Annotated in this window: 18 protein-coding genes; 9 read left to right on the forward strand and 9 right to left on the reverse strand. The window is 74.5% G+C overall.

Features of this window, described 5'->3' with window-relative positions:
- Positions 1-117 precede the first annotated feature (117 nt).
- The 4 genes from ACIP82_RS03640 to ACIP82_RS03655 all read left to right on the forward strand — a co-directional run bounded on the left by ACIP82_RS03640 (position 118) and on the right by ACIP82_RS03655 (position 5,576).
- Positions 118-951 carry a DsbA family protein gene (locus ACIP82_RS03640; RefSeq protein ID WP_400650476.1) on the forward strand — a complete coding sequence of 278 codons (834 nt, stop codon included), beginning with the start codon at positions 118-120 and terminating at the stop codon, positions 949-951.
- 65 nt (positions 952-1,016) lie between these two features.
- Positions 1,017-1,673: a vitamin K epoxide reductase family protein gene (locus ACIP82_RS03645; protein ID WP_400650479.1), complete on the forward strand. Its 657-nt coding sequence runs from the start codon at positions 1,017-1,019 to the stop codon at positions 1,671-1,673.
- 410 nt (positions 1,674-2,083) lie between these two features.
- Positions 2,084-3,358, forward strand: coding sequence for a hypothetical protein (locus ACIP82_RS03650; protein ID WP_363604991.1), 1,275 nt, complete (start codon positions 2,084-2,086; stop codon positions 3,356-3,358).
- A 19-nt stretch (positions 3,359-3,377) separates the two neighbouring features.
- Positions 3,378-5,576: a tetratricopeptide repeat protein gene (locus ACIP82_RS03655; RefSeq protein WP_400650482.1), complete on the forward strand. Its 2,199-nt coding sequence runs from the start codon at positions 3,378-3,380 to the stop codon at positions 5,574-5,576.
- 47 nt (positions 5,577-5,623) lie between these two features.
- Here ACIP82_RS03655 and ACIP82_RS03660 read toward each other — a convergent pair whose 3' ends face one another.
- The 4 genes from ACIP82_RS03660 to ACIP82_RS03675 all read right to left on the reverse strand — a co-directional run bounded on the left by ACIP82_RS03660 (position 5,624) and on the right by ACIP82_RS03675 (position 8,802).
- The gene (locus tag ACIP82_RS03660; protein WP_400650484.1) at positions 5,624-6,172 is read right to left on the reverse strand and encodes a helix-turn-helix domain-containing protein; all 549 of its coding nucleotides are present in this window, start codon (positions 6,170-6,172) and stop codon (positions 5,624-5,626) included.
- A 445-nt stretch (positions 6,173-6,617) separates the two neighbouring features.
- On the reverse strand, positions 6,618-7,703 hold the full coding sequence (locus tag ACIP82_RS03665; protein ID WP_400650486.1) for a serine hydrolase domain-containing protein: 1,086 nt from the start codon (positions 7,701-7,703) through the stop codon (positions 6,618-6,620).
- A 73-nt stretch (positions 7,704-7,776) separates the two neighbouring features.
- Positions 7,777-8,361, reverse strand: a complete 585-nt coding sequence (locus ACIP82_RS03670) for a GNAT family N-acetyltransferase (RefSeq protein ID WP_400650489.1) — start codon at positions 8,359-8,361, stop codon at positions 7,777-7,779.
- Positions 8,362-8,385: 24 nt separating this feature from the next.
- A complete protein-coding gene (locus ACIP82_RS03675) occupies positions 8,386-8,802 on the reverse strand; it encodes an ankyrin repeat domain-containing protein (RefSeq protein ID WP_363604997.1) in 417 nt (138 codons plus the stop codon).
- 394 nt (positions 8,803-9,196) lie between these two features.
- On the opposite strand from ACIP82_RS03675, the gene ACIP82_RS03680 reads away from it, so the two are divergent.
- The 3 genes from ACIP82_RS03680 (at position 9,197) to ACIP82_RS03690 (ending at position 11,858) form a co-directional block, all read left to right on the forward strand.
- A complete protein-coding gene (locus ACIP82_RS03680; protein WP_063346460.1) occupies positions 9,197-9,391 on the forward strand; it encodes a hypothetical protein in 195 nt (64 codons plus the stop codon).
- Between the two features lie 164 nt (positions 9,392-9,555).
- Positions 9,556-11,193: a hypothetical protein gene (locus tag ACIP82_RS03685; RefSeq protein WP_400650493.1), complete on the forward strand. Its 1,638-nt coding sequence runs from the start codon at positions 9,556-9,558 to the stop codon at positions 11,191-11,193.
- Positions 11,194-11,483: 290 nt separating this feature from the next.
- On the forward strand, positions 11,484-11,858 hold the full coding sequence (locus tag ACIP82_RS03690) for an RNA polymerase-binding protein RbpA (protein WP_030396357.1): 375 nt from the start codon (positions 11,484-11,486) through the stop codon (positions 11,856-11,858).
- Between the two features lie 151 nt (positions 11,859-12,009).
- Here the strand turns inward: ACIP82_RS03690 and fxsA are convergent, their stop codons facing one another.
- The 4 genes from fxsA to ACIP82_RS03710 all read right to left on the reverse strand — a co-directional run bounded on the left by fxsA (position 12,010) and on the right by ACIP82_RS03710 (position 16,609).
- Complete coding sequence (gene fxsA, locus ACIP82_RS03695; protein ID WP_400650496.1) at positions 12,010-12,579, reverse strand: FxsA family membrane protein; 570 nt, start codon at positions 12,577-12,579, stop codon at positions 12,010-12,012.
- Positions 12,580-12,661: 82 nt separating this feature from the next.
- Positions 12,662-14,275: an apolipoprotein N-acyltransferase gene (lnt, locus tag ACIP82_RS03700; RefSeq protein WP_363605000.1), complete on the reverse strand. Its 1,614-nt coding sequence runs from the start codon at positions 14,273-14,275 to the stop codon at positions 12,662-12,664.
- A gap of 155 nt (positions 14,276-14,430) precedes the next feature.
- Entirely contained in the window at positions 14,431-16,047 is a 1,617-nt protein-coding gene (locus ACIP82_RS03705; protein WP_400650499.1) for an amidohydrolase, read from the reverse strand.
- Positions 16,048-16,168: 121 nt separating this feature from the next.
- Positions 16,169-16,609 (reverse strand): Lrp/AsnC family transcriptional regulator, encoded by a 441-nt coding sequence (locus tag ACIP82_RS03710; RefSeq protein ID WP_363605002.1) that lies wholly within the window; start codon positions 16,607-16,609, stop codon positions 16,169-16,171.
- A gap of 229 nt (positions 16,610-16,838) precedes the next feature.
- Here ACIP82_RS03710 and ACIP82_RS03715 point away from each other — a divergent pair, with 229 nt between their 5' ends.
- Positions 16,839-17,291 (forward strand): hypothetical protein, encoded by a 453-nt coding sequence (locus tag ACIP82_RS03715; RefSeq protein ID WP_363605003.1) that lies wholly within the window; start codon positions 16,839-16,841, stop codon positions 17,289-17,291.
- Between the two features lie 164 nt (positions 17,292-17,455).
- Here the strand turns inward: ACIP82_RS03715 and ACIP82_RS03720 are convergent, their stop codons facing one another.
- On the reverse strand, positions 17,456-18,619 hold the full coding sequence (locus ACIP82_RS03720; protein ID WP_400650502.1) for an acyl-CoA dehydrogenase family protein: 1,164 nt from the start codon (positions 18,617-18,619) through the stop codon (positions 17,456-17,458).
- A 209-nt stretch (positions 18,620-18,828) separates the two neighbouring features.
- On the opposite strand from ACIP82_RS03720, the gene ACIP82_RS03725 reads away from it, so the two are divergent.
- Complete coding sequence (locus tag ACIP82_RS03725; protein ID WP_400650503.1) at positions 18,829-19,473, forward strand: uridine kinase; 645 nt, start codon at positions 18,829-18,831, stop codon at positions 19,471-19,473.
- The last annotated feature ends 303 nt before the right edge of the window (positions 19,474-19,776 follow it).

Raw genomic sequence — 19,776 nt, forward strand, 5'->3', positions numbered from 1 at the left:
CGGTGTGCCACGCCCGAGCAGACCAGTCCGAGCCCCCTCGTGCCCGCCGGCGCCCCGCGCCGCGCCGAGGCGGCGCCCCCGCGCACACCGCGCGCCCCGTACAGGAGTTGACCCACCATGGCCCAGTCCAGCAACAGGCAGCCGAACCCGAACAGCAAGCAGGCCAAGCGCGTCAGCGCCCGCGAGCGGATCCAGGAGGCGCAGCGCCAGGAGCAGCAGGCGGCCAAGCGCCGCCGGCTGATCGTCGTCGCCGTCTCGGCCGTCGCCGTGCTCGCCATAGCGGGCGGGGCGGCGGTGGCGATCAGCTCGGCGGGTGACGACAAGTCCTCCGCCGCCGAGCCCGCCGCGCCGACCGCGCTGGTCGTGCCCGCCAACACCACCGGCCCGGACGGCACCCTGGTGGTGTACGGCAAGGCCGACGCCCCGCACACGCTGCAGGTGTTCGAGGACTTCCGCTGCCCGGTCTGCAAGACCTTCGAGGCGACCAACGGCGACACCGTCAAGAAGCTGGCGGACGACGGCACGGTCAAGATCGAGTACCACCTGGCCGCGTTCCTGGACAAGCCGCTCGGCGGCAAGGGCTCGCGCACGGCGCTGGCCGCCGCCGGCGCCGCGCTGAACGAGGGCGTGGACAAGTTCAAGCAGTTCCACGACGTGCTCTACGCCAACCAGCCGGACGAGCGCCAGGACGCCTTCGGCGACGTCAACCACCTGCTGGACCTGGCCGGCCAGGTGCCGGGGCTGAAGACGGACGCCTTCGTCAAGGCGGTCAACGACCGGACGTACGCGCCGTGGGCGACGAAGGTCGCGGACGCGTTCAGCAGCAGCGGGGTGACGGGCACGCCGACGGTCAAGCTGGACGGCAAGCCGATCACGCTGTTCAGCGGCAACCGCGCGGTGACGCCCGAGGAGTTCACGGCCCAGATCAAGCAGGCCACGGGCGCGCAGTGAGCACCACCGGCCCGGCCGATCTCCGGCCGGGCCGGTCCCCTTCACACCTACCGGAGTGCTCTGCCATGACCGCCCCGACCACCGTGAACCCCTCCCCTCCCGTGGCCGCCACCACCCCGCCGAACCGCGCGCCGATCGGCGCGGGCCGGGTGTACTCCCTGTTCCTGCTGATCGGCGGGCTGATCGGGCTGGCCGCCTCGGCCGTCCTGACCTTCGACAAGCTCCGCATCCTCGAGAACCCGTCGTACGTACCCAGTTGCAACATCAACCCGGTGATCAGCTGTGGTTCGGTGATGCGCACCGAACAGGCCGAGGTCTTCGGCTTCCCGAACCCGCTGCTCGGCCTGGCCGCGTTCGGCGCGCTGACGGCGATCGGCGCCGGGCTGCTGGCGGGCGCCGCCTACCGCCGCTGGTTCTGGCTGGGTCTGCACGCGGGCACCCTGCTCGGGGTGTTCTTCGTGCACTGGCTGATCGACCAGGCGCTGTACCGGATCGGGGCGCTCTGCCCCTACTGCATGGTGGTCTGGGCCACCGTGATCCCGCTCTTCTGGTACACGACGCTGCACAACCTGCGCACCGGTGTCATCCCGGTCGGCCCCCGGCTGCGGCCGGTGGTCCGCGAGGCCGCCCGCTACCACTGGGCGCTCCCGGTCCTCTGGGCGGCCGTGATCGCCCTGCTGATCCTCAACCGCTTCTGGTACTACTGGAGCACCCTGCTCTGAGCCCCGGCGGCCCCACCGGCCTGTCGTACCGGGGCTGTTCTCGACATGGACCCGGCTTGTTCACGGGGTATCGAGTACAGCCCTCCTCCGCTGCTAGAGATGACCTGTTCCCGTCAGCGCCCGGTGCTCGCCTCGATCGCGAGCACCGGGCGCTGACGGGCTCCATCCGGCGAGAGGAGGTGACCAGGATGAAGAAGATCGCCATCCGCAAGGCGGGCTCGGTCCGTCTGACCAGCGCTGCGGCGCTCTACGGCGGCGCCCCGTGCGGGCCGACGTGGCCCCCGATCCCGCTCCCCGCGTAGTCGCGAGCGGCTCGGACCGGCGGTGGCCCCGGGGATCCTCCCGGAGCCACCGCCGCGTGCCACGAGCCGTCCTGCGGTCGGTGTCCCGGTCATCCGCTTGGAGGAGCCATGCCAGACAGGCCGGCCACGGCCGAGCCCGGCGAGCAGCAACCGCCGCAGGCCGTACGGCAGCCACCGGAACCGGACCGGCCTCTCACCTTCCACGAGCTCGTCTTCCAGCCGGACGGCGACGAGGTGACGGTCGGACGGCTCGACGAGGGGACCTTCGTGGTCCTTCCCGCGGACGGCGCGGCACTGCTGCGCCGGCTCGTGGACGGGATGCCCCGCGCGCAGGCCGCGCGGTGGTACACCGAGACCTACGGCGAGACGGTCGACCTCGCCGACTTCGTCGCCGATCTCGGCGAACTCGGCTTCCTGCGGCCGCCGGGCGAACCGGCGGCGCCGCGCCCACCGGTGCGCTGGCAGCGGCTCGGCCGGGCGGTGTTCTCCCGCGTCGGCGCGGTGCTGTATCTCCTGCTGCTGGCGGCCTGGTTGACCGCCGTGGTCCGCTCCCCCGACCTGGCCCCCGGCTACCGGCACCTGTTCTTCACCCCGTACATGTCGGTGCTCGTCGCGGTCATGTTCCTCGCCCAGGCGCCACTGATCCTGCTGCACGAGGCCGCGCACGCGCTGGCAGGGCGCCGCCTGGGCCTGCCGTCCACCCTGTCCGTGGGCCGGCGGCTGTACTTCGTGGTCTTCCAGACGGCCCTGGACGGGCTGGTCGCGGTGGAACGCCGCAAACGGGTGCTCCCGATGCTCGCCGGCATGCTCACCGACGTCGCCGTCCTCGCCTCGCTGACCCTGCTGGCCGCCGCCACCCGCACCGCCGACGGCGGCTTCTCCCTGATCGGCGGCGTGGCCCTGGGCCTCGGGTACTCGACCGTGCTGCGGCTGCTGTGGCAGTGCTTCTTCTTCCTGCGAACCGATGTGTACTACCTCGTGGTCACCGTGCTGGGCTGCGTCGACCTGCAGACGACGGCCAAGCAGCTGCTGGCGAACCGGTGGGCGCGGCTGCGGGGCCGCCCCGAGCCGTACGCCCCGGAGAGCTGGCACCCCCGCGACCGCTCGGTGGCCCGCTGGTACTCGGTCCTGATGGCCGTCGGCTACACCGCCGCCCTGGCGACGATGGCGGTCAGCCTGCCCCCGATCGTGGCCAAGGCGTACGGGACGGTGCTCACGCAGCTGTCCGGCGACCCGGCGCACCGCTGGGCCGGGCTCGCCGACAGCGTCCTGTTCCTGCTGATGACCGTCGGTGAACTCACCCTCGCCACCGTGCTGTTCCTGCGGGAGCGGCGCACCCGGCGCACCGCCCGCACCGCGGCCGGCCTGCCGTTCCCGTCCTGACGTCCCCCCTGGAGGGCCCATGTCCATCACCTCCGCCGACCACGCCGCGCCGACGGGTGGCGGGCGGCACGTCCTCGTGGCCGGTCGGCTGCGCCGGGACCGTGCCGCCGCCCGGGAGCGGCTCGGCGTCCCGGCGCCCCTGCTGCCGGAGATCTCCGCGCACCGCAGGCTGCGCGGCCCGTACACGGCCGCCGGCACACTGGTCCGGGGGCTGCTGCCGGACGCGCTGGCGCGGCGGCCTGAGCTGGTCACCGCCCACGAGGTCGAACTCCTCACCGTGGCACCGGAGCTGCGCGACCGGCTGCCCGCCACCCGGGAGACCCTCACCTCGCTGGCCGTGCCCCAGGAGCGGACCCGCTTCTACTCGCGCCGGCGCACGCTGCGGATCGCGCACGGGCTGCAGGAGTTCCTGGCCGAGCTGCTCACCGCCGAGGGGTACGGCACCCGTTCCCTGGTCGTCGAGGACCTCGACCACGCCGACCCGACCGATCTGGAGTTCCTCTCCGTCCTCCTGCGGCGCACCGACCCGGCACTGCTGACCGTGCTGGCCGGGGGCACCGCCGCACTGCTCGACCCGCCACCGGCCGATCCCGCGGTGGAGCCCGGCACCCCGCCCGGCGAGAACCTGCCGCTGGTCCTGGCGCTCCACTGCACGCGGATCGACGCCCCGGCGGCCGCCCCCGCCGTACCGGACGAGACGGACGACGAGACGGACGAGGCGAACAGCCGGGCGGCGGCGGCCCGTTACATCGCCGGGGACGCCACCGACGACGACCCGGCCGCGCTCACCGCCTACCTCCGCCTCCCGGCCGGGGAACGGCAGGCCCTGCACGACCAACGGGCCGAGGCCCTGCTGGCCGCCGGTGAGAGATCCGCGGCACTGGGCGCCGTCCCGTACCACCGCGAACACGGCAGTGACGTCCTCGGCACCGGACTGCCCGCGCTCGCCGAGGCGATGGACGCCTGCATGCTGCTCGGCTTCTACGACGCCACCCTCGACCTGTGCCGCCGGGGCCGCGCGCTCTGCGATCCCGAACGGCACCCGGAGGCCTGGTGGCACTTCACCGGCAAGATGCCGACCTCGCTGTCCGCCCTCGGCCGGGCCGACGAGGCCGAGGCGATCTGCGACGAGGCCCGGGCCCGGTCGCGCAACCCCGCCGTCCACATCCAGTGCGCGTACGCGACCGCCATGCTGTTCACCAGGCACCGCGCGCCCGACCGCCGCGACCACGACCGGGCCCTGGGCTGGATCAACGAGGCCATCGCCCTCGCCTCGCTCCTGCCCGACCGCCGCCAGCGCGCCTTCAACACCGTCTTCCACAACAACGGCCTCGCCCTGATCGAGGCGCACCTCGGCCACCCCGAGGCGGCCCTCGAACTGGTCACGGCCGGCCTCGCCGAGCTCGACCGCGACCTCGGCCACGACGAGCACAGCCTGCACCGCTCCGTCCTGCGCCACAACCGGGCGACGGTGCTCGGCGGACTGGGCCGGCTGGACGAGGCCCTGGACGACCTCCGCGCGGTGATCGCCGCCGATCCGCACTATCCGGAGTACCACTTCGATCTCGGCAACCTGCTCCGGTCGCGGGGCGACGACGAGGCCGCGCTCGCCGCCTACGAGACGGCGCTGCGCCTCGGCCCGCCGTTCCCCGAGGTCTACTACAACCGGGGGGACGTCAGGAACGCGAACGGCGACACCGAGGGCGCCCTCGCCGACTTCGGCTATGTGCTGGTGCTGGACCCGAGCTTCGTCGACGCCTACGTCAACCGGGCCGGGATCCTGCTCGACCTCGGCGATCCGGACGGCGCCGGGCGGGACGCCGCGGCCGGGCTCGCGCTGGACCCGCAGAACCCGCACCTGCTGGCCGCACTCGGCCGGGTGCACGCGGAACGCGACGAGCACAAGGCGGCGCGGGAGGCCTTCGACCGGGCCCTGGCCGCCGACCCGCACCTGCTGCCCGCCCTGTGCGGCCGGGCTACTGCGGCCTGCCAACTCGACGATCTGGAAAAGGCCCTGACGGATCTTCACCAAGCGGTCGAGCTCGCTCCGCAGGACCCGGCCGTCCGGTACAACCGCGCCTTCGTCCTGCTGAGGGCCGACCGGTGGGACGCCGCACTCGCCGATCTCGACATCGCCGCCGAACTCCTTCCGGAGGACGAGGACGTCCTCGCCGCCCGCGCCGAGTGCCTGGCGCGGCGCGCGGCCATGACGGGCTGACCGCCGGTGCCGGGCCGCACCCCCGCGGCCCGGCACCCGGGCAAGACCTAAGGGATCCAGCGGCCGACGACGCTACGGGTGCGGCTCAGCACGGCGACCGCCAGCCGCGCCACGGCGTCGGAGAGCGGCTTCTGGTCCGCCCCGCCCTGACCCGCCCCGCCCTGGCCCGCCCCGCCCTGGCCCGGCCCGGCCTGGCCCGCCCCGCCCTGGCCCGCCCCGGCCGGCCGCGGGTCGGCACCGGCCGTCATCCGCCGCGCACGCCCGGCCATCGCCCGCTGCCGCACCACCAGGAGCGAGCCGGGCGGCAGCCCGAAGGTCTCCTCGTACGAGCCGACCAGCGCCTCGGAGGGTATCCGCCGACCCATTTCGATGTCCGAGAACATACTGTGCGCGCTGTATCCCAGCCGCCGGGCAAGCGCCCGCATCGAGAGGCCGTGCTCCAGCCGCAGTCGACGCAGGACAATTCCTAATTCCCGCTCGGCGAATTCGGAATCCGCCCCGGAGGCCAGCGGCGGGCGGCCCGCCGGCGTCACCGGCGACCTGCCCGGCGGCCATCTGTCACCGCGTCTGGCGCTCTCCGGATTCTGCAATACCATGCCATCACCACATTCTCGGATAGGTCCGCGCAGCGCACGCTCTCTGCGCAATGCAGTGCGGCGCCCGCCGGGGCCGGGCCAGGCCGCAACTGGCCCCCGAACAGGGACGATGCACCGCGACGGGCAGGGGTGGCACCAACCCCTCCCCCCGGGGCGGCGCCGGGACAAACACCCCCCAGATATCTGGGGGGTGCCGACGCACGGCCATTCCGCTGCCGGTATTTCGCAGCGTAAGCCGGTGTAACAGCCGCATAACACGCATCAGCATGCCGCTCACCGGCGCGTGCGTCAATGGCGAATACCCCGCCCCGCGCCACTGCGAGCCGGCGTGCGGACCGGCGCGGCGGAATATCGGTGAAACTCCCCCAGGAGTTCCCAGGCGTCGCCCTCCATCCCACGCATCCCGCCGGACGCAACCGGACGCGGCGGAGCCCTCGGTGGGGTGTCAGCCGAAGACGGCCCGGCGGAAGGCGTTGCGCAGGTCGGTGAGCGGCTGGAGCTCGCGGTTGTAGTGGACCTTGTTGGTGAGCAGCAGCGCCCAGCGGCCGAGCCGGAGGCTGATCCAGATTCCGGTGCCGGTGAAGCCGTAGTGGACGAAGGTGCCCTCGGCGGGGTCGGTGCCGGGGGCACAGAGCCAGGAGAGGCCGCGGGCGGGGGCGAGACCGCCGGTCTGCTCGCGCAGCGACTCGGCGGCCCAGGGGGCGACCCAGGGCAGCGCGGACGGCGGGTCGAGCAGCGCGGTGAGGAAGCGTTCGAGGTCGCGGGCGGTGGAGAAGGCTCCGGCGTTGCCGCTGACGCCGCCGAGCAGCCGGGCGGACGGGTCGTGGACGATGCCGCGCAGGTGGGCACCGGTCGCCTCGTCGCACTCGGTGGGCGCGGCGCGGGCGGCCTCGTCGGGGGCGAGCGGGCCGAACCGGGTGTCGGCCATGCCGAGCGGGCGCCAGACCTGCCGTTCGGCGAGTTCGCCGAGCGGGGCGCCGCCGAGGTGCTCGACCAGGTGGCCGAGCAGGACGGCGGCGCGGTCGGTGTACTCGACGGCGGTGCCGGGCGGGCGGTGCAGTGGGGCCGCGAGGACGCCGGCCCGAACGGCCGCCCGGTCGCGGCCGTAGAGCGCCTCGAAGTTGGTGCGCAGCGGCATTCCGGCGGTGTGGGTGAGCAGGTGGCGCGCGGTCACCACGCCGACCGGCCGGCCGGCGGCCGCCGGCCAGTAGTCGCCGAGGGGCCGGTCCAGCGGCAGGCGCCCGGCCTGCCGGAGAACGCCGGCGCAGGGCCAGAGCGCGATGATCTTGGTGAGGCTGGCGAGGTCGTAGAGCGTGTCGTGGTCCGCCTCCAGCCGGGCGTACCGGCCCTCCCCGAGGACGCCCCGACGGCCCCGGCCGCGTGTACCGCCCGCGTCGCCGACGGCCCAGACCGCACCGGCTCCGACCGCCCGCAGGCCGTCCGACACCAGCCGGTCCAGCTCCCCGCCGGGGGCGGCGAGGACGGCGAGCGGGGCCGGACCCGGTGCGCCGCCCGGCGGTTCCTCGTTCATGCGCGCCCCCGCCCCGTCGTCCGCCGGCCCGCCGCCGGCCGACCCGCCGGGAGCCTACCCAGCGGGCGTGGACTCAGACGGTGACCGCGCCCGCAAGCCCCTGGCCGGCGAACTCCTTGCCGAGGCAGATGCTCTGCGGGTGCTCCCGGTAGATGCCGAACTTCTGGATCGGCCGGTACCCCTCGGAGCCGTACAGCGCGACCGCCTCGGGCTGCTCGGTGCCGGTCTCCAGCACGAAGCGGGTGCGTCCGGCCTCGACGGCGGTCTGCTCCAGCCGGCGCAGCACCGCCCGGGCGAGGCCCCGGCCCCGGGCGGTGGGGACGACGAACATCCGCTTCAGCTCGGCGTCGCCGCCCCGCAGCCCGTGCGGATCGGCCTGCTTGGCGCGCCAGCCACCGCAGGCGGCCGGCGCGCCGTCCAGGTAGGCGATCAGGAACAGCCCGGCCGGCGGCTCGAAGTCGTCGGGGTGCAGGACCGTGAGGTCGCCCTCGCCGTAGCGGCGGACGTACTCCTCCTGCACCTCCGCCGACAGTCGCTGCGCGTCCGGGTGGCCGTAGCCGGTGATCCGGAACTCGACGGTGCCGGCCCTGCCGCCCCTGTCTTCCTGGCCGCCCCTGTCGTCGCGCTGGACGGCGGCGGTGCCCGTGGTGCTCTCCATGGTTGAAAAGCCTACGACCTGCGGTCAGCGGCCCTCGAACCGGGCGACCAGTTCCTGCTTCCCGAACATCACGGCGGTGTCGACGGCGGACGGGCTGCCGGCCTTCGGGTCGGCGCCGCCGTCCAGCAGCACGGTGAGCACGTCGTCGGCGCCCTTGAAGACGGCCCCGGCCAGCGGCGTCTGGCCCCGGTCGTTGGCCCGGTTCGGGTCGGCCCCGCGCTCCAGCAGCGCGCCGACGGTGGCGGCGTGACCGTGGTACGCGGCGAGCATCAGCAGGGTGTCGCCGCGGTCGTTGGAGAGGTTGGCGGGCGCACCGGCGTCCACATAGGCGGCGAGGGTGGCGGTGTCCCCGGCCCGGGCGGCGTCGAAGAGCTTCCCGGCCAGCTCGATCACCTCGGCGTCCGGGGCGTCGGCGGGCGGCCGGCTGGTGGCGTCGGTCATGACGGACCCTGCTTTCGTGTCGTGGGTGCTGCGGCTGTGGGTGGCGCGTACGCACCGTAGCGGCCCGGTGCACGGATGATCCAGCACGCGTCCGGCGGCCGGACGGCGGTATTCCCCCGCGCGGCACCCGGGCGTGCGGGCCACGCCGCCGTTCGGGCGACTTCCCGGCACCCCCGGAAGCCTCCCGCCCGCCCGCCGGGAATGCCTCGGCGCGCCGGACCGGGGCGACAAGACGCCCCCCGTCCAAGGCGGTTCACCTGCCTCCACCCGGCTCACCGGCCGGTATTGGCCAGGAAGACCACCCATTTGCACCGTTCCATCATCTATTACTTTTTGTCACGATTGTGGCACTTTCCGTCATGCCGTCCCTGTCCCCCTCCCCGAGGAGCAGATCGTGATCCTCTCGATTTCCGGCATCGTCCTGTTCGGCACCATCGCCTTTCTCTTCTTCCGCAGGGACGGACTAAAGGTCTCCCACGCCGTCGTCTGCGCCCTCTTCGGCTTCTATGTCGCCGGTTCCTCGATCGCGCCGAGCATCACCGCGGGCGGCGCGAGCCTGGCCAGCCTGCTCGGCGGCCTCAAGTTCTAGCGCTTGCCTGACAATTCCCGCCGCAACTCCCCGGCCGGGCCCGGGCGCGGATCCCACCGCCCCCGGGCCCCGTCGTTCACCCGGGCCCGGCCGCACCCCGCACCCGGGCCGACCCCCGCACCACTCCCGAACCCGACCGTCCCACTCGCCCGGGGAGCCAAGGAATGCCGCTCAAAGGAATGCCGCCCAACCGCCGTCTCAGCAAGGGCCTCGACCTCGCCCGCACGGCCGGCGACCACGCCTCCGACATGTTCGCGCCGCTCACCGTCATCGGACGCGGGCTGCGCCACCACATCGGCTGGGCCAAGGACCGCTGGCAGGCCACCCCGAAGGATCGGCGCGGGCCGACGCTCTTCCTGACCGCCGCGATGCTGCTCGGCATCTACCTGCTGCCGCACGGCCTGCTGTTCGCCCTGGTGGCACTGATGGCCAGCGCGGCCTGGGCCGGACGGTCCCCGAAGGGACTGCCGGGGCCGCCCGAGCCGAACGCCGCCGACCTCAAGCTCGGCGCCCTGTACGCCGCGCTCACGCCGTACCTGACCGGCCCCGATGACCTCAACCCGCTCTACCACCACGAGGGCCGCTACCAGGACGTCTTCGGCGCCTGGGAGTTCGACGGCGACGGCCGGCTCTCCCGGCTGGAGCTGGTCTACCCGGCCTACTTCACCGACACCGAGCCCGCCGCCCGGACCCGGATCGAACAGGTCGTCCAGGGCAAGGCCGGCCGCGCCCGGGAGTACCGGTTCGACTGGGACGAGGAGTCCAACCGGCTGCGGATCACCGCGCTGGCGCCGCTGCCGACCGACATCGCGGCCCAGCGGTTCGTCACCGCGCCCGGCGAGATCGTGCTGGGCTTCACCGACGAGGAGGGCAGCGCCCGGACCATCCCGGTCGGCCAGGGCGGGACGATCGTCCAGCAGCCGCCGGTGGTCTGGCGCACCGGGCCGCGCTCGGCCGAGCCGCACCTGCTGGCGCTGGGCGTGACCGGGTACGGCACCTCCAGCCTGATCCGCTCGGTCGCGCTCCAGGCGCTCCCGTTCGGGGACCTGGTGGTGATCGACGGCGCCGGGACCGGCGAGCACGCCTGTCTGGTCAACCGCCCCGGTGTGCACACCGTGGAGACCAGCCTGCACGGCGCGCTGGCCGCACTGGAGTGGGCCGCCGGGGAGACCGAGCGCCGGCTCGCCGCGCTGAACGCCGCCCGGCACGCCGGGGTGGCGCCCCCGGAGGACATCACCCGGCCGCTCTGGCTGCTGCTGGACCACCCGACCGAGCTCAGCGAGCTGGCCCACGCGGAGGGCCGCCCCGACCCGCAGGACCTGCTGGAGCTGCCGCTGCGGCACGGCCGCGCCGCCCGGGTCACCGTGGTGATCGCCGACGACATCGAGGCCCGTGACCGGATCACCCCGACCGTCCGGGCCACCACCCGGGCCCGGGTGACGCTCGGCCCGACCGGCCCCGCGGAGGGGCAGGCCGCACTCGGCACACCGCTGGACATCGTGCCGGCCGCGCACGCCCCCGCCGGGCGCGGCTATGCCCGGATCGGCGCCGGCGCACCGGTCCGCCTCCAGGTGCCGGCCACCGTCGACCCACTGGACGAGGACGCCCCGGCGCAGCTGCGCGAGGCGGTGATCGCCCTGCTGCCGCACCGAGACACCCGGACCGAGGCGGCCGCGCCGGTCGAGGCGCCGCCGCTCCCGGCCGGGCCGCCCCCGGCGGTGCCGGTGGAGCTGGACCCGGAGGCCGGACCGGTCGACCTCGCCAACGGGCACCCCACCCTGCGCTCCCGCCCGCTCGGCTGAACGGGGCCGTCCGGACGGCCTTCGGCCGGGGCGGCGACGGGCGTCGTATCCCGTCCCGGTACGCTCCTCACGGAAAGCCCGATCGATCACCGCATGTGAAATAGGTGACACCTGGGGTGATATCACCGGCCAGATGTGACAAATCGGGCGCTGGTGGGTACAAACAGGGACGGCACGACAGACGACGCATGTCCCGGGACGGGAATCTTCGTCGGAAGCCGAGCGTTGACCGAACGACGAAGAACAGCGACCACTAGTCCTGTGGGCCATAAGCCCGGGAGGCACGATTCATGAGCGAGCGAGCTCTCCGCGGCACGCGACTCGGGGCCACTAGCTACGAGACCGACCGCGGTATCGATCTGGCTCCCCGCCAGACCGTCGAGTACGCATGTCAGAACGGACACCGATTCGAGGTTCCTTTCTCGGTCGAGGCCGAGATCCCCTCGGCCTGGGAATGCCGTTTCTGCGGCCAGGAGGCAGTACTTCTCGACGGTGATGAGCCGGAGGAGAAGAAGACCAAGCCCACACGCACCCATTGGGACATGCTGATGGAGCGCCGGACGCGCGAGGAGCTGGAGGAGGTGCTGGCCGAGCGGCTGGCCGTACTCCGCTCCGGAGGGATGAACCTCGCGGTACACCCGCGGGACACCCGTAAGAGCGCCTGACCCCGCTCCCGCCCACGGCGGCGGGAGCACGCGAAAAGGGACCCTGGCCACCAGGGTCCCTTTCGCGTTGCCCGAAACCGGCTCCCGCCCGGGGAGCCGGGGCGACGGGACCGGAAGGCGGGGCGGCCCGGCGCGGGCCGCCCCGGCCGGGTCAGCCCTTGATCGGGGGCCGGTAGGTGGTGTCCGGGCCCTGCGGGCCGGCGCCGGGCTCGACCACCTCGCCCTGGATCACCTTGCCGTCCGGCCGGTGGATCCGCAGCTGCTCCTGGAGCCGCATGGCGTCCGCCAGCGGGTCCGCGCCGGTGGCCGCGGTGCTGCGCAGCGCCTTGTCGGCGAAACGGCGCCCGGCGGCCCGCCAGAGCGCCCGGGTGGGCGGGAAGACCAGGGTGAGCGCCAGGGCGTCCGAGAGGAGGCCCGGGACGATCAGCAGCAGGCCGGCCAGGACCGTCATGCTCGTCCCGGTCTGGGCCTGCTGCGGCTTCGGGTCACGGCTCTGTTCGAGCGCCGCCGACAGCGCCTTCGCCCCGGCCCGCTTGATCAGCGAGCCACCGATCACGGCGCCGGCTATGAGCAGCAGGAGGACGGTGAGGCCGCCGAGCCGCGAGCCCACCTGGACCAGCAGCCAGATCTCCAGCACCAGCCAGGCGGTGATCAGCAGCGGCAGCACCCGCCGGAGCTTGCCGCGCGGGGCCGGACGGGCGGGGGTAGCTTGCTGGGTCACGGTACGAATCCACTCCAAGCGGTGCTCTGCGCGCCGCACGGGAGGTCCGGGCCGGCTACGGCACCACCTGGTGCAACGATCCTCAGGTGGCGGGTGTTCCGGCGGCGGGGCGCCGGCGGCGGCCGATCAGCACGGCCGCGCCGCAGGCCAGCAGGCCCGCGACGGCCAGCGTCCACTCGGGCGCGGCGCCGACGCGGTCGGCGACCGTGGTGCCGTCGCGCAGCGGGACGACGGCCGACAGCTCGGCGGCGGTCAGTTCCTCGGTGCGCTGGACCACCGAGCCGTCGGGGGCGATCACGGCGCTGATGCCGCTGGTGGCGGCGATCAGGACGGCCCGGCCGTGCTCGACGGCGCGCAGCCGGGACATCGCGAGCTGCTGCTCGGGCTGGCCGGTCTTGGCGTAGGTGGCGTTGTTGGTCTGGACGACCAGGACCCGGGCGCCCTTGTCCACGGTGTCGCGGACGATCTCGTCGTAGGCCACCTCGAAGCAGATCACGTCGCCGATCCGGGCCGGGCCGAGCTGCATGACGCCGTTGTGGTCGCCGGGGTAGAAGTCGCGGGCGACCCGCTGGAGGCGGGTGATCACCTTGGCGAGCTGGTCGCGGAACGGCACGTACTCGCCGAACGGGACCGGGTGCTGCTTGGTGTAGGAGGCGCCGGGACCGGTCTTCGGGTCCCAGACGATGCCCTCGTTCTGGACGTGCCGGCTGTCCGGGCCGTCGACCAGGGTGCCGACCAGGGTGGGCACGCCGATCGCCTTCACGGCCTCGTCGATGCGCTGGTAGGCGAGCGGGTCGCTGAACGGGTCGAGGTCGGAGGAGTTCTCCGGCCAGATCACGATGTCCGGGCGCTCGACCCGGCCGGCCTCGATGTCGGCGGCGAGCTTCTCGGTGGCGGCGGCGTGGTTGTTGAGGACCATCATCGGGCGGCCGAGGAAGTCCATGCCGGGGTTGGGCACGTTGCCCTGGACGAGGGCGACCTTGACCGTGTCGGCGGGCGCGGTGGGCACCGGGACGAGGTAGCCGGCCAGCAGGGCGGCGACCGCGCCGAGGGCGGCCAGCGCGGCGGCCCTCGGGGCCCTGCGGGGCCCGCGCAGGCGCAGCGCGGCCCAGGCCAGCAGGGCGCCGCTGAGGGCGACGGCGAAGGTCACCAGCGGGGCCCCGCCGAGCGCGGCGAGCGGGGTGTAGGGGGTGGCGGTGTTGGCGAAGGCCAGCCGGCCCCAGGGGAAGCCGCCGAGCGGGAGCCGGTCGCGCGCCCACTCCTGGGTGATCCAGAGGCAGCCGGCCCAGAGCGGCCAGCCGGGCAGGCGGGAGGTGACGGCGAGTCCGGAGCCGAGCGCCGCCAGGAAGAGGGCCTCGATGACGGACAGTCCGACGGTGGCGTCCCAGCCGATCACCCGCAGCCAGCTGAGCAGCAGCAGGAAGAACGGCAGGCCGAAGGCGAAGCCCGTCCAGGCGGCCTGGCGGGCGGTGCGGCCCCGGGTGAGCAGGGAGAGCGCGGCGACGCCGACCAGGGAGAGCGGCCAGAGGTCGAACGGCGGGAAGGCCAGGGCGAGCAGCAGCCCGCCCAGCACGGCCAGGCCGGTGCGGGGCAGCCCGGCGCGGACCTTGGCGAGGGCGCGGGCCGCCCGGCCGGGCCGGGGGGCCTGGTCGGGCGACTGGGGCGCGGTCCCGGACCGCTCCTGGGTGACGGGCATGGCCACCGGCGCACCATCTCTCTGGGGGAGCCGCCCCGCGGACCCGGGGGCATGCATGTTCGGACGCTGTCCGAAGAAGGTACCCCGGAAGGACACGGAACCGTGAGGTCAGGGTGGTAGCGACCGGGGCCGCCGCGAGGGTCTGACGACAGACCCTAGGCCCCGGTGGCCAGGTGGACGGTCCGGCCGCGGACGACGGTGCGCAGGCAGGCCGGGAGCGGACGGCCCGGGGTGAGGTCGGGCAGGCCGGGAGTGCCGGAGCGCGGGTCGGTGGACCAGCCGGCCACCCGGGAGTCGGGGGCCTGGACGACCAGGTCGTCGGCGGCCCAGATCGCGTAGCTGGCGACCGCCCCCGGGACGAGGACGCCGTCCTGGTCCCGGCCGAGCGCCCGCCAGCCGCCGCGGGTGTGCGCGGTGAAGGCGGCGCGGACCGAGATCCGGTGCTCGGGGGTGCGGTGGAAGGCGGCCGCGCGGACGGTGCCCCAGGGGTCGAGCGGGGTGACGGGGGCGTCCGAGCCGAAGGCGAGCGGGACGCCGGTCCGCAGCAGGGCGGCGAAGGGGTTGAGCGCGGCGGCGCGCTCGGCGCCGAGCCGCTGGACGTACATGCCGTCAGGGCCGCCCCAGGCGGCGTCGAAGGCGGGCTGGACGGAGGCGGTGAGGCCGAGTTCGGCGAAGGCGGCGATGGAGGTCTCGTCCAGGGCCTCGGCGTGCTCGACGCGGTGGCGCCGCGCCTTGACCCGGTCGGCGCCCACCCGCTCGCCGGCCGCCCGGACGCCATCGACGACGGCGGCGACGGCGGCGTCGCCGATGGCGTGGAAGCCGGCCTGGAGGCCCGCCTCGGTGCAGGCGGCGACGTGGTCGGCGACCTGCTCGGCGCTGAGGTAGGAGGTGCCGGTGTGGTCGGCGTCGGCGTACGGGCTGTGCAGGCAGGCGGTGTGCGAGCCGAGCGCGCCGTCGACGAAGAGGTCGCCGCCGGCGCCGACGGCGCCGAGCCGGCGGGCGGTCTCGACACCGCCCAACTCGCCCCAGTAGCCGAAGACTTCGGGGGTGTCGCCGTCGGCGGCGAGGGCGAGCAGGGCGGCCAGGTCGGTTTCGGAGGAGATCTCCGGGCCGGCGCACTCGTGCAGCGAGCCGATGCCGAGTTCGGCGGCGCGGGCGAGCGTGGCGCGCTGGGCGCGGCGGCGCTGTTCGGGGGTGAGGTGGGCGAGCGCGGTCTGCCGGACGGCGTGGTGGGCGTCCCGGGTGAGCGGGCCCTCGGCGGCGAAGCCGGGCCGCCCGGCCAGGCCGTCGGTGAGCGCGCGCAGCGCGGTGGTGGCGAGCGCGGAGTGCACGTCGGTCCGGGAGAGGTAGACGGCGGCGCCCCCGGCGGCCGCGTCGAGTTCGGCGAGGGTCGGCGGGCGGCCCTCGGGCCAGCCGGTCTCGTCCCAGCCGTGGCCGATGAGCACCCCGCCGGCCTCCGGCCGGTCGGCCGTGAAGGCGGCGACGGCGTCGAGCGCGGCGGCGAGCGAGGGGCTGCCGGTGAGGTCGAGGCCGGTGAGCGCCAGACCGGTGGAGGTGGCGTGCACATGGGCGTCGGCGAAGGCGGGGGTGACCAGTGCGCCGTCCAGCTCGACGATCTCGTCCGCGACGTCGGTGTACGCCTCGGCGGCGCCGTCGCTGCCGACCCAGGCGACGTGCTCGCCCTCGACGAGCATCGCGGTCGCGAAGGGGTCGGCGGGGCTGTAGACGGCGCCGCCGCGCAGCAGGACGGTCCGGGGGGTGCGTTCGGTCATGCGGCTAAGTCTGCACCTTCCCGCCCGCCCGTCCTCGGGCCGGGGGCCCGCGGGTTCGTGGTCGGAGCGTTTCGGGGTGCCCGGCCGGGCCACACCGCCGGAGCCGGCCGGGGCCGTGCGGTCAGAACTTCGGGGGGCGCGCCTCGTAGGGGGTGGAGAGGACGACGGTGGTGCGGGTGGAGACACCGGCCGCGCTGCGGATGCGCGCGAGCAGGTCCTCCAGGTCGCCGGGGGCGCCGACGCGGACCTTGAGGATGTAGTTCTCGTCCCCGGCGACGCTGTGGCAGGCCTCGATCTCGGGCAGGCCGGCGAGGCGTTCCGGTGTGTCGTCGGGGGCGCTGGGATCGAAGGGTTTGACCGAGATGAACGCGGTCAGCGCCAGATCGACGGCGTCGGGGTCGATGATCGCGGTGTAGCCGCGGATCACCCCGCGCTGTTCCAGGCGCCGCACACGCTGGTGCACCGCCGAGGTGGACAGGCCGGTGGCCTTGCCCAGGTCCGTGTAGCTCATCCGGCCGTCCTCAAGGAGCAGCTGGACGATGCGTTGGTCGAGATCCTCCACAAGGCGCAAACCTACCGGGTCGGGGGCGCGCGGGGCGCCGCGATGGGCGCACCCGGTGTCACCGGCGGTGGTGCGGGGTGCCGACCGGGCACATGCCGGACGAATGTGGCCAAGGACACACCTGGTGCATCACAGTGCAACAGGCCGCAGGGTTATGAGTCCGTGTCGCAGGGAAGTGCTGGTTGTGGCCCCGGGCGACCACGCCGGGCCCGATCCGAGGGGGATCACCATGCCTGCAACTGACCAGCGTTCGCTGAGCGCCGACGACGCCCACGATATGACCGGCCGCGAGGATCTCGCGGTCGCCCACGGCCCTGCGCCGGGGGTCGACCCCGGTGAGGGCGAGACCTGGGAGATCTTCCGGGTCCACTGCCCCGAGTGCCGGCGCCCGATCGCCCTGGTGGGCGACGAGGAGCGGCTCCCGCAGCACGCGGTGCTGCCGACCGCCTGGCACCCCTTCTCCCCCGCCCTCTGCCCCGGTTCCGGCACGTCGGCGGACGACCTGGCGGAGGTCGAGCCGACGGCGGACGCCGACGCCGACAGCCTGGAGGCGCTGCTGACGCTGCCCTCCGAACTCGACTGGCGCACCCAGCCGTTCTCGCACGCCGTGGCCCACCGCCCGGTGCGGACGGTGCCGGCCCCGGCCATCCCGGAGCAACGCGGCCGGCTCGTCCGGCGCTGACCCCGCGGCCCCACCGCGCAGTCGACGGACGGTCACCCCGTGCAGGCGGGGTGACCGTCCGGCCCGGCCCCGGGCCCGCCCTACGCCTCCGGGCGTCGCTCCGCACCCTGGAGTGACGCCCGGAGGCCGTTTCCCGGGGGCTGCCCGGAGGCCGCCCCCGGAGGTCAGTCCTTGGTCAGGTGGCGGCCGATGACCAGGCGCTGGATCTGGTTGGTGCCCTCGACGATCTGCAGCACCTTGGCCTCGCGCATGTAGCGCTCGGCCGGGAAGTCCTGGGTGTAGCCGTAGCCGCCGAGCACCTGGACGGCGTCGGTGGTCACCCGCATCGCGGTGTCGGTGCAGAACAGCTTGGCCATCGCCGCCTCCTTGGAGAACGGCAGCCCGGCATCGCGGCGGCGGGCGGCGGTCAGGTAGAGCGAGCGGCCGGCCTCGATCTGGGTGGCCATGTCGGCGAGCATGAATGACAGGCCCTGGAACTCGGCGATCGGCCGGCCGAACTGCTTGCGGGTGCCCGCGTACTCCACCGCGAGGTCGAGGGCCGCCTGGGCGACCCCGATCGCGCAGGCGGCGATGCCGAGGCGGCCGGAGTCCAGCGCGGCGAGCGCGATCTGGAAGCCCTGGCCCTCGGTGCCGACCAGCCGCTCCCGGTCGACCCGGACCCCGTCGAAGTGCAGCTGCGCGGTCGGCGAGGACCGCATGCCCATCTTGTGCTCCGGCGGGGCGGCCGAGAGGCCGTCCGCCGTGCCGGGCACCAGCAGGCAGCTGATGCCGTGCGGGCCCTGCTCGCCGGTGCGGACCATGGCGCTGTAGAAGTCGGCCTGCCCGCCGTGGGTGATCCACGCCTTGGTGCCGCTGACCACGTACTCCTCGCCGTCCAGGTCGGCGCGGGTGCGCAGCGCGGCGGCGTCCGAGCCGGACTGCGGCTCGGAGAGGCAGTAGGCGCCGAGCTGCTCGCCGGAGAGCATGCCGGGCAGCCAGGCGGCGCGCTGCTCCTCGGTGCCGAAGGTGGCGAGGGCGTGGCAGGAGAGGGTGTGCACGCTGACGCCGAGGCCGATGGCCAGCCAGCCGGCCGCCAGCTCCTCCAGGACCTGCAGGTAGACCTCGTAGGGCTGCTCGCCGCCGCCGTACCGCTCCTCGTACGGGAGGGAGAGCAGGCCGGCCGTGCCGAGGGTCCGGAACACCTCGCGCGGGAAGCGGTCGGCGGCCTCGTCCTCCGCCGCGCGCGGCTGGATCTCGCGCTGGACCAGGTCCCGGGTGAGGCTCAGGAGTTCCCGGGCCTCCTCGCTCGGCAGCTGGCGGTCCACGGCTTTCGCAGGGGCGGGGGTCATGGCGGTTGGTCGCCTCCTCGATCGGGCACCGGGCCCAGGCGTGGCGGGCCCGACGCGGGTGTGGCAGGTCGGCCCGACCGGCACCGGGTTACGGTGAACGGCCGTTCACATGCGTGGCGAAGTGAGTATGCCCGATCGGGGCGCTGCCGTCACGACCTGCGGAGAATCACTGTCCGTACTGGAGTGCGAGCCGCCGTAGGGTTGCCGTTGTGGCTGCTTCCGTGACCCCTCACCCCCCGCTGCCGGGCAGGACCGCCCTCGCCGCCGACGACGCCCTGGGCGCGCTCGCCCGGGAGCTGCGCGCGCTTCCGCCGTCCTGCGGGCCGGTGCGGCTGGTCGCGGTGGACGGGCACGCGGGTTCCGGCAAGACGACCTTCGCGGGCCGGCTGGCCGGGGCGCTGGGGGGTGCGCCGGTGGTCCATCTGGACGATCTGGCCACGCACGCCGAGCCGTTCGGCTGGACCGGGCGGCTGCGCGGCCAGGTGCTGGAGCCGCTGGCCGCCGGGCAGGACGCCGCGTACCAGGTGTACGACTGGACGCTGCGCCGGTTCGCCGGGACGGCCGTGGCGCCCGTCGCCCCGGTGGTCCTGGTCGAGGGGGTCGGCGCCGGGCGGCGCGGGGTGCGGCCGTGGCTGGCCCGGGTGATCTGGATGGAGCTGGCCGCCGAGGACGCCCGGCGCCGCGGGGAGGAGCGCGACGGCCCGGCGCTGGCGGAGTTCTGGGCGGGCTGGGCCCGGGCCGAATCCGCGCATTTCGCCGCCGATCCGAGCCGCCCGTACGCCGGGACGAGGGTCGACGGGGTGACCGGCCGGATCGCGCCGGGCACCGTCGGTGAACCTTCAACAACCCCTTGACCTGCGGTATCGCCAGGACTTACGTTCTCCCCAGTTGCCGGACTTCTTGATCGCGCAACACCGGACGCGGTATCCCCGGCTTGTTCCCCCGTGAGCCGGGGATGCCGTTCGGCCCCTCCTCCCACCCGGCCCTCGGCCGCCCCGGGCCGGCCCCCGCGGCCTCCGTGATCGCCCAACGACCGCACCCCCGATCACATTTGACCCGGTGCGACACCCTTCCGGATCAGCGTCGCGCCGGTACGATTCCTGGAGGCGCATATGCGCCCCGGGGCTGTCGACCTCGGGCCGGCTCTCCGCACCCGA

The organism is Kitasatospora sp. NPDC088548, assembly GCF_044753005.1.
Taxonomy (GTDB): domain Bacteria; phylum Actinomycetota; class Actinomycetes; order Streptomycetales; family Streptomycetaceae; genus Kitasatospora.

What these genes read in the sequence shown, in the direction of transcription:
- ACIP82_RS03640 (WP_400650476.1), top strand. Translation starts at nt 118, where the DNA reads ATGGCCCAGTCCAGCAACAGGCAGCCGAACCCGAACAGCAAGCAGGCC.
- ACIP82_RS03645 (WP_400650479.1), top strand. Translation starts at nt 1,017, where the DNA reads ATGACCGCCCCGACCACCGTGAACCCCTCCCCTCCCGTGGCCGCCACC.
- ACIP82_RS03650 (WP_363604991.1), top strand. Translation starts at nt 2,084, where the DNA reads ATGCCAGACAGGCCGGCCACGGCCGAGCCCGGCGAGCAGCAACCGCCG.
- ACIP82_RS03655 (WP_400650482.1), top strand. Translation starts at nt 3,378, where the DNA reads ATGTCCATCACCTCCGCCGACCACGCCGCGCCGACGGGTGGCGGGCGG.
- ACIP82_RS03660 (WP_400650484.1), bottom strand. Translation starts at nt 6,172, where the DNA reads ATGGTATTGCAGAATCCGGAGAGCGCCAGACGCGGTGACAGATGGCCG.
- ACIP82_RS03665 (WP_400650486.1), bottom strand. Translation starts at nt 7,703, where the DNA reads ATGAACGAGGAACCGCCGGGCGGCGCACCGGGTCCGGCCCCGCTCGCC.
- ACIP82_RS03670 (WP_400650489.1), bottom strand. Translation starts at nt 8,361, where the DNA reads ATGGAGAGCACCACGGGCACCGCCGCCGTCCAGCGCGACGACAGGGGC.
- ACIP82_RS03675 (WP_363604997.1), bottom strand. Translation starts at nt 8,802, where the DNA reads ATGACCGACGCCACCAGCCGGCCGCCCGCCGACGCCCCGGACGCCGAG.
- ACIP82_RS03685 (WP_400650493.1), top strand. Translation starts at nt 9,556, where the DNA reads ATGCCGCTCAAAGGAATGCCGCCCAACCGCCGTCTCAGCAAGGGCCTC.
- ACIP82_RS03690 (WP_030396357.1), top strand. Translation starts at nt 11,484, where the DNA reads ATGAGCGAGCGAGCTCTCCGCGGCACGCGACTCGGGGCCACTAGCTAC.
- lnt (WP_363605000.1), bottom strand. Translation starts at nt 14,275, where the DNA reads ATGCCCGTCACCCAGGAGCGGTCCGGGACCGCGCCCCAGTCGCCCGAC.
- ACIP82_RS03705 (WP_400650499.1), bottom strand. Translation starts at nt 16,047, where the DNA reads ATGACCGAACGCACCCCCCGGACCGTCCTGCTGCGCGGCGGCGCCGTC.
- ACIP82_RS03715 (WP_363605003.1), top strand. Translation starts at nt 16,839, where the DNA reads ATGCCTGCAACTGACCAGCGTTCGCTGAGCGCCGACGACGCCCACGAT.
- ACIP82_RS03720 (WP_400650502.1), bottom strand. Translation starts at nt 18,619, where the DNA reads ATGACCCCCGCCCCTGCGAAAGCCGTGGACCGCCAGCTGCCGAGCGAG.